Genomic DNA, 6,195 nt, shown 5'->3' on the forward strand with positions numbered 1-6,195 from the left:
CATCGGCGCCGATTCGGGCAGAGCCGACAGCGTGGCGGCCGCGCGCGTCTCCAGCGGCGCTTCGCCGCGCGCCGCCGCCAGGTAGCGGTCGGTGATCAGGTCGGCGATGCCCAGGCCGCCCCGGCCGCCGATCTTCTGTGCCATCTCCTCGTCCAGCAGCTGCCGGTAGGTCTCGATCTCGCCGCTGTTGTCGATCAGGTCGCTCATCGGCACCGTGCCGCGCATCGACTTCAGCAAGGTCTGCACGAACAGCCCCTCGAACTGCTTGGCCGCATCGCGCAGCCGGGCCTCCCGGCGCTCGGGCGTGTCGTTCGCGTTCGTGAGGGGGCGGGGCCCCGCGGTTGCCGTTTCGACCTTCATCATTCCCCTACATGACGAGCAGTTCGGCCTGCAACGCGCCTGCCTGCCGCAGCGCCTGCAGGATGGCGATGATGTCGCGGGGGCTGGCCCCGGCCTCGTTCAGCACGCCGACGACGTCCTGGACCGTTCCGGTCGCGGGCACGTGCAGCACCGCGGCCTCCTTCTCCTGGACGTCGGCCGTCACGTTGGGCGTGACGACGGTCTCGCCGCTCTCGTTGAAGGAGTTTGGCTGCGACACGTCGTAGGTGGTGCGGATGACGACCTTGAGGTTGCCGTGCGCGACCGCGGCCTCCCGCAGCTGCACCCCCTGCCCCACGATGATCGTGCCGGTGCGCTCGTTGATCACGACGCGGGCCGCCTGGTCGCTCTCGGCCGGCAGCTCGCCCATGCGCGCGATGAAATCCACGGGCCGCTCCAGGAAGCTCTCCGGGACCATCACCTCGACCCGCTGCGCGTCGAGGGCGCGCGCCGCGCCCGCGCCGAATACGCCGTTGATGGCGTCGGCCACGCGCTGGCAGGTCGTGAAGTCCGGGTTGTGGAGCAGCCAGGACATGGCGCCGGCCTCGATGAAGGCGCCCGGCAGCCGGCGCTCGAGCTTGGCGCCGCCAGCGATCAGGCCCACGGTCGCGTGGTTCTTGCGGACCGAGTTGTTCGCCCCGCCCGAGACGTTGAAGCCGCCGATCGAGACCGGTCCCTGGGCCACGGCGTAGACCAGGCCGTCGGCCCCCTTCAGCGGGCTCATGATCAGCATGCCGCCCTCGAGGCTCGAGCAGTCGCCCAGCGAGCTGACGGTGGCGTCGATGCGGCTGCCCGGCGCGACGCCGGGTTCCGCCTGGGCGGTGATCAGCACCGCCGCGACGTTCTTCAGCTTGACCATCGCCGGGTCGACCGTGACGTCCAGGCGCTCCAGCAGCGAGGTCAGCGAGTTCACGGTGAAGGCGGCGCTCTGGCCGTCGCCGGTGCCGGTCAGGCCCACGACCAGGCCGTAGCCCAGCAGCGGCTCGCGGTCGGTGCCCGCGACCGTCGCCAGGTCCTTGATGCGCGAGGCCGCCGCCGGCGCCGCCGACAGCAGGGCCGCCGCCAGCAGGGCGAGCCGGGTGGGGCTGGTGATGCGTCGCAGGTTCATCGACCCTCCTAGAAGAGCCAGTTGACGAGTTTGGTGATCACGCCCGGCTCGCTGCTCGCGTTGACCGGCCCGGTCCCGTTGTAGGCGATCCGGGCGTCGGCGATGTACGTCGAGTAGATCGTGTTGTCGGGCTGGATGTCGCGCGCGCGGCAGCTGCCGCTGATCTCGATGAGCTGGCGCTCGCCGTTGATGTCGACCATCCGCGTGCCCGCGAGCTGGTAGTCGCCGTTGTGCAGGACCTCCACGATGCGCACGGTGATCTCGGCCTGCAGGTTGCCGGTGCGCTGGGTCCGCCCATCGCCGGTGAACTTGTTCTCGGTGTTCAGGCCCCAGTCGGTCAGCACGTCCAGGAAGCCCAGGCCCGGGCCGCCGCTGACCTCCGACTTGTTGTTGGCGTCGGTCTTGGCCGTGGCGTTGGCCGACGACTCCTCGACGATCAGGATCGTGACGATGTCGCCCACGCGGCACGCCTTGGCGTTGCTGACCAGGGAGCGCCCCGACTCGAGGTCGATCAGCGGTCCGGAGGCGCGCGACGTCGCCGCCGCCATCGCCCCGAGGGCCAGCGCCATGAAAAGGATGCGGAACCTTGTGCTCACCATCATGCCCCTCACCTGTTCCAGGCCACCCGGCCCGGCCCCTCGACGCGGGCCCGGACCAGCCGGCCGTCCAGTTCGTTGCGGACGGAGATCTGCTCCCCGCCGGCGCCGTCCTCGCGGGCGACCGCCATGGTCGTCACCGAGACGCCGCCCCTGTCCAACACCAGTTCCACCCGCTGCCCGGCGGTGATCAGCGGCGTGCGCCGCACCGCGGCCTGCCGCAGGATCGCGCCCGCCGCCACCGGCGCGACGCAGGTCATCCCGGCCGCCGCCGCCCGGCCGACGAGCTCGCCGCCGCGCAGCCCCGCCAGGTCGCACCATTCCCAGGCCACCCGGTCGCCGTCCGGGATCTGGCCCGGCTGCAGGTCGACCCGCGCGCGCGCGATCTCGCCGTGGAGGTGGCAGATCACCGTCGCGGTGAAGCGCGCCGCGCCGCGGCCGGCGTCGAGCCGCACGCGCACGAGGTTGCGCCCGGCCAGCAGCGGCCGCGGCTCGATCAGGGCCAGGCTCCACTCCCCGTCCAGCGCCGGCGACGGCAGGTCGCCCGCGATCTCCAGCGTCGTCGGCGGGCCGCCGGGCGCCGCCGGGGGCAGCCAGGAAGCCAGCGCCCCGCGCAGCGCGGACTCGATCCGCGCGGGTTCCAGGCGCGTCGCCGCGAAGGTCACGATGCAATGCTCGGGCCCGCGGCAGACGACGCCGGTCGCCAGGCGTTCGGTCACCAGCCGGCGCAGCACGGCGCCGCGGTCCACCGTCAGCGTCCCGCCCGGCGCGACGTCCGCGGCCAGCACCAGGGCGGCCGCGTCGGCCGGCAGCTCGCCCGTCGCGACGTCGCCGAGCCGCACGACCGCGCCGTCGGTGCTCCAAACCTCCCGCAGCTCGAGCACCCAGGCGCGCGCCGTCGGCGGCGCCGCCAGGGCGACGAGCAGCAGCAGGATGGGCGCGCGGGCGCTTCGCTTCACGTCGCTACCTCTTGAGCTGGTTGACCGTCTGCATCATGTCGTCGGCCACGGTGATCGTCTTGCTGTTGAGCTCGTAGGCGCGCTGCGCCGTGATCATCTTGACCAGTTCCTCGACCGTCTCGACGTTGCTCATCTCCAGGAACCCCGAGGCGATCTCGCCCAGGCCGTCTTGGCCGGCCTGGCTCACCAGCGGCTGGCCGCTGTTGGGCGACGGCAGCAGGACGTTGCCGCCGCGGTTGGTCAGGCCCGCCGGGTTGGCGAACTTCGCCAGCTCGATCTGGGCCACGTCCTGGACCGTGGACGAGTCCCCGGCCAGCAGCACCGAGACCGTGCCGTCGCGCGCGATGCTGATGTCGGTGGCGTCCAGGGGGATCTGGATGGGCGGCTCGATCCGGTAGCCGGCCGCCGTGACCAGGTTGCGGTCCGCGTCGAGCTTGAAGGAACCGTCGCGGGTGTAGCCGACCGTGCCGTCGGGCAGGCTCACCTTGAAGAAGCCGTCGCCCTCGATCATCATGTCGAGCGGGTTCTCGGTCTGGGTGATCAGCCCCTGCGAGTAGACGCGGTTGGTGCCGACCAGCTTGACGCCGTGGCCGACCTCCACGCGCGTGGGGCTGGCGTCGCCGCTGCCGCGGCCGGTGGGCACGATCTGCTCGTAGAGCAGGTCCTGGAACTCGGCGTGGCTCTTCTTGTAGCCGGCCGTGTTCACGTTGGCCAGGTTGTTGGAGATCGTGTCGATATTCGTCTGCTGGGCCTTCATGCCCGACGCGGCGCTCGTCATCGCTCGCAGCATGGCTGCCTCCTCGGTTACGCGGTGCGGCTCAACTGGTTCACGGCCTTGTCCAGTGTGCGGTCGGACTCCTGCAGGACCTTGGCGTCCATCTCGAAGGCGCGCTGGGCGGCGATCATCGCCACCATGGTGTCGATGGGGTTGGCGTTGCTCTCTTCGAGCATGCCCTGCACCAGGCGCACCTTGTCGGCGGCCAGCGGTTTCGCCGTCACACCCGCGGGCGCCGCGAGCAGCGAACCGCCCACGTGGTGCAGGCGTCCGGGATCGTCGAAGGCGACCACCGACAGGCGGCCGACCTCCACCCCGCCCACGCGCACGCCGCCGTCGGCGCCCACGGAGAGCTCGCCTTCGGGGATCTCCAGCGGGCCGCCCTCGCCCTGCACGAGCGCGCCGTCCGGCGTGGAGAGTCGCCGCTGCGCGTCGAGCGCGAACGCGCCGTTGCGCGTGAAGTACTCCTGCCCGTCGCGGACGACGCGGAACAGGCCCTCGTCCTGGAAGGCGAGGTCGGTGGGGCGCCCCGTTTCGCGCAGGGTGCCCTGGGACATGTCCACCGGCGCGCGCACGTCCAGGACCAGGTCCCGGATCGAGCGACCGCGCCCCGCAGCCGCGGCCGGCGCGGCGCCTTCGGCTGCTGCGGCGGCGTCCGGCATCGCGGCGTCCGTCGTCGCGGCCCCGCCGTCCGACTCCTGGCGCATCTGCTCCACGATCTGCGTCAGCACCTGCTTGAAGCCGGTGGCGTTCACGTTGGCCAGGTTGTTCGCCAGCACGTTCGTGCGCGTCAACTGGATGTTCATGGCGGTCTCGGCCGACCGCAGTCCTTTCAGCACGGCTCCTCCTGCGGGCCCGGGGACACGTTGCCTCGGGGAACGACCGCAAGGGCCGTGCCACGGCCAAGCGCCGCCGGCGGCGGTAGGATGGCGGTTCCGCTGGGGAATGATGAGCGAGGGATGGTCGAGGGATGGTCAGGGGCGGTCAGAAGCCGTCCGGCGTAGAACGGCGCGATCCCCGTCGGGGACCGCGCCGGGCGGGTCGGTCAGCGGAACGGTCAGCCGACGGCCAGCAGCATGTTGATGTGCTGCTGGAGGTGGTGCAGGCCGGGTTCGTCGATCTGAGTGAAGAAGACCGCGACCTCGTAGGGAGCGGCGTCCGAGCCCACGGATTCCGGCAGCACGCGCACGACGATGCCCTCGCAGTGGGCGATGCCGGTCGCCTCGGGGCGCTGCGGATCCACGGGCAGGTCCAGGACCATGTTGAGCTTGGTCATGGGCTCGATGTAGTGGTCGGAGCGGAAGTAGACTCCCGAAGAGCTGATGTTCAGCGTCTCCATGCGCGCCGGCACGTGGCTGCCGTCGCCGCGCGGGATGCTGACCTCGAGGTTGAGCTTCGCGTCAACCCGCTGGCCCTTGCGACGGTTCTGCTGCGCGTCTGACATGAGGGCTCTCCTTCGTTCCGGCTCCCCTGGGGAGGCCGTCCCCGGCCTGCGCCCGTCAAGGCGCTCCGTGCCGGTCCCGTTGCCAGTTCCGGACTATTGCCAGTTCCGTACCAGAGCGAGGCCAAGCGAAACCGGCACTCCGAAAAGTGCCGGCCGCTGGCTACTTCTTCTTGTGCCGGTTCTTGCGCAGGCGCTTCTTGCGCTTGTGCGTCGCAATCTTCTTGCGCTTGCGCTTCCGTCCGTTCGGCATGCTACCGCCTTTCCGCTACGAATGACAGCCGACGCTGCCCATGACAACAGGGTCGGACCGCCGCCGTGGCGGACCTGACCGATCCGATGTCCCGCACCCGAGGGGCTGGGAATATAGCAGGGATCCCGCTGACAATCAAATGCCCGCGCCAAGATTATTCGTCCCCGGTCCCGCCGTTCAGACGTGATTTCAACTCGTTGGACGCTTTGAAATAGGGAACCTGCTTCGGCGGCACGGCCACCGCATCGCCGGTGCGGGGGTTGCGCGCCTGCCGGGGCCGCCGGCTCTTGACCTTGAAACTGCCGAACCCCCGCAATTCCACCTTGTCGCCGCGCGTCAGGGCGCCGCCGATGTTCTCGAGGATCAGGTTGACCACGATCCCCGTGTCCTTCTTGCTGACTCCGGTCCTCTGGGCGATCAGTTCCACCAGTTCGGCCTTGGTCATCGTCACTCCCCTCGCACTCGCGGCACCCCTGCGCCAACAACTTGGGAATCAAGCCGTTAAGCAATACCACGCGTACCGCGAACCTGCCAAGGGAATTTTCGCTCGTGCCCTTGAGATTGTGCCCTGGCTGGCTGCTGTTAGACATGCCTCCACACATCCTGCGGAGACCGGGGTGTCCTGGAGGCCTTGGAGCCAGGATGGCGGAAAGGCCGGAAGGCCAAGCGCTCCGGGCACACGAGG

8 protein-coding genes are annotated in these 6,195 nt (G+C 70.4%); all 8 read right to left on the bottom strand.

All coding sequences use genetic code 11. The annotated features are described in order from the left end of the window. Positions 1-360: rod-binding protein (locus Q7W29_13040; protein MDO9172745.1), on the bottom strand; the 360-nt coding region annotated here is incomplete at its 3' end. A gap of 7 nt (positions 361-367) precedes the next feature. Then, positions 368-1,486 (bottom strand): flagellar basal body P-ring protein FlgI, encoded by a 1,119-nt coding sequence (locus tag Q7W29_13045; protein MDO9172746.1) that lies wholly within the window; start codon positions 1,484-1,486, stop codon positions 368-370. 8 nt (positions 1,487-1,494) lie between these two features. Further along, complete coding sequence (locus Q7W29_13050) at positions 1,495-2,088, bottom strand: flagellar basal body L-ring protein FlgH (protein MDO9172747.1); 594 nt, start codon at positions 2,086-2,088, stop codon at positions 1,495-1,497. Between the two features lie 5 nt (positions 2,089-2,093). Continuing rightward, positions 2,094-3,041, bottom strand: a complete 948-nt coding sequence (gene flgA / locus Q7W29_13055) for a flagellar basal body P-ring formation chaperone FlgA (GenBank protein MDO9172748.1) — start codon at positions 3,039-3,041, stop codon at positions 2,094-2,096. Positions 3,042-3,045: 4 nt separating this feature from the next. After that, the gene (gene flgG, locus Q7W29_13060; protein ID MDO9172749.1) at positions 3,046-3,831 is read right to left on the bottom strand and encodes a flagellar basal-body rod protein FlgG; all 786 of its coding nucleotides are present in this window, start codon (positions 3,829-3,831) and stop codon (positions 3,046-3,048) included. A gap of 14 nt (positions 3,832-3,845) precedes the next feature. Then, complete coding sequence (locus Q7W29_13065; protein ID MDO9172750.1) at positions 3,846-4,655, bottom strand: flagellar hook-basal body protein; 810 nt, start codon at positions 4,653-4,655, stop codon at positions 3,846-3,848. 218 nt (positions 4,656-4,873) lie between these two features. Then, positions 4,874-5,260: a PilZ domain-containing protein gene (locus Q7W29_13070; GenBank protein MDO9172751.1), complete on the bottom strand. Its 387-nt coding sequence runs from the start codon at positions 5,258-5,260 to the stop codon at positions 4,874-4,876. Between the two features lie 404 nt (positions 5,261-5,664). Next, the gene (locus tag Q7W29_13075) at positions 5,665-5,955 is read right to left on the bottom strand and encodes an HU family DNA-binding protein (protein MDO9172752.1); all 291 of its coding nucleotides are present in this window, start codon (positions 5,953-5,955) and stop codon (positions 5,665-5,667) included. Between the last annotated feature and the right edge of the window lie 240 nt (positions 5,956-6,195).

This window comes from bacterium (genome assembly GCA_030654305.1).
Taxonomy (GTDB): domain Bacteria; phylum Krumholzibacteriota; class Krumholzibacteriia; order LZORAL124-64-63; family LZORAL124-64-63; genus PNOJ01.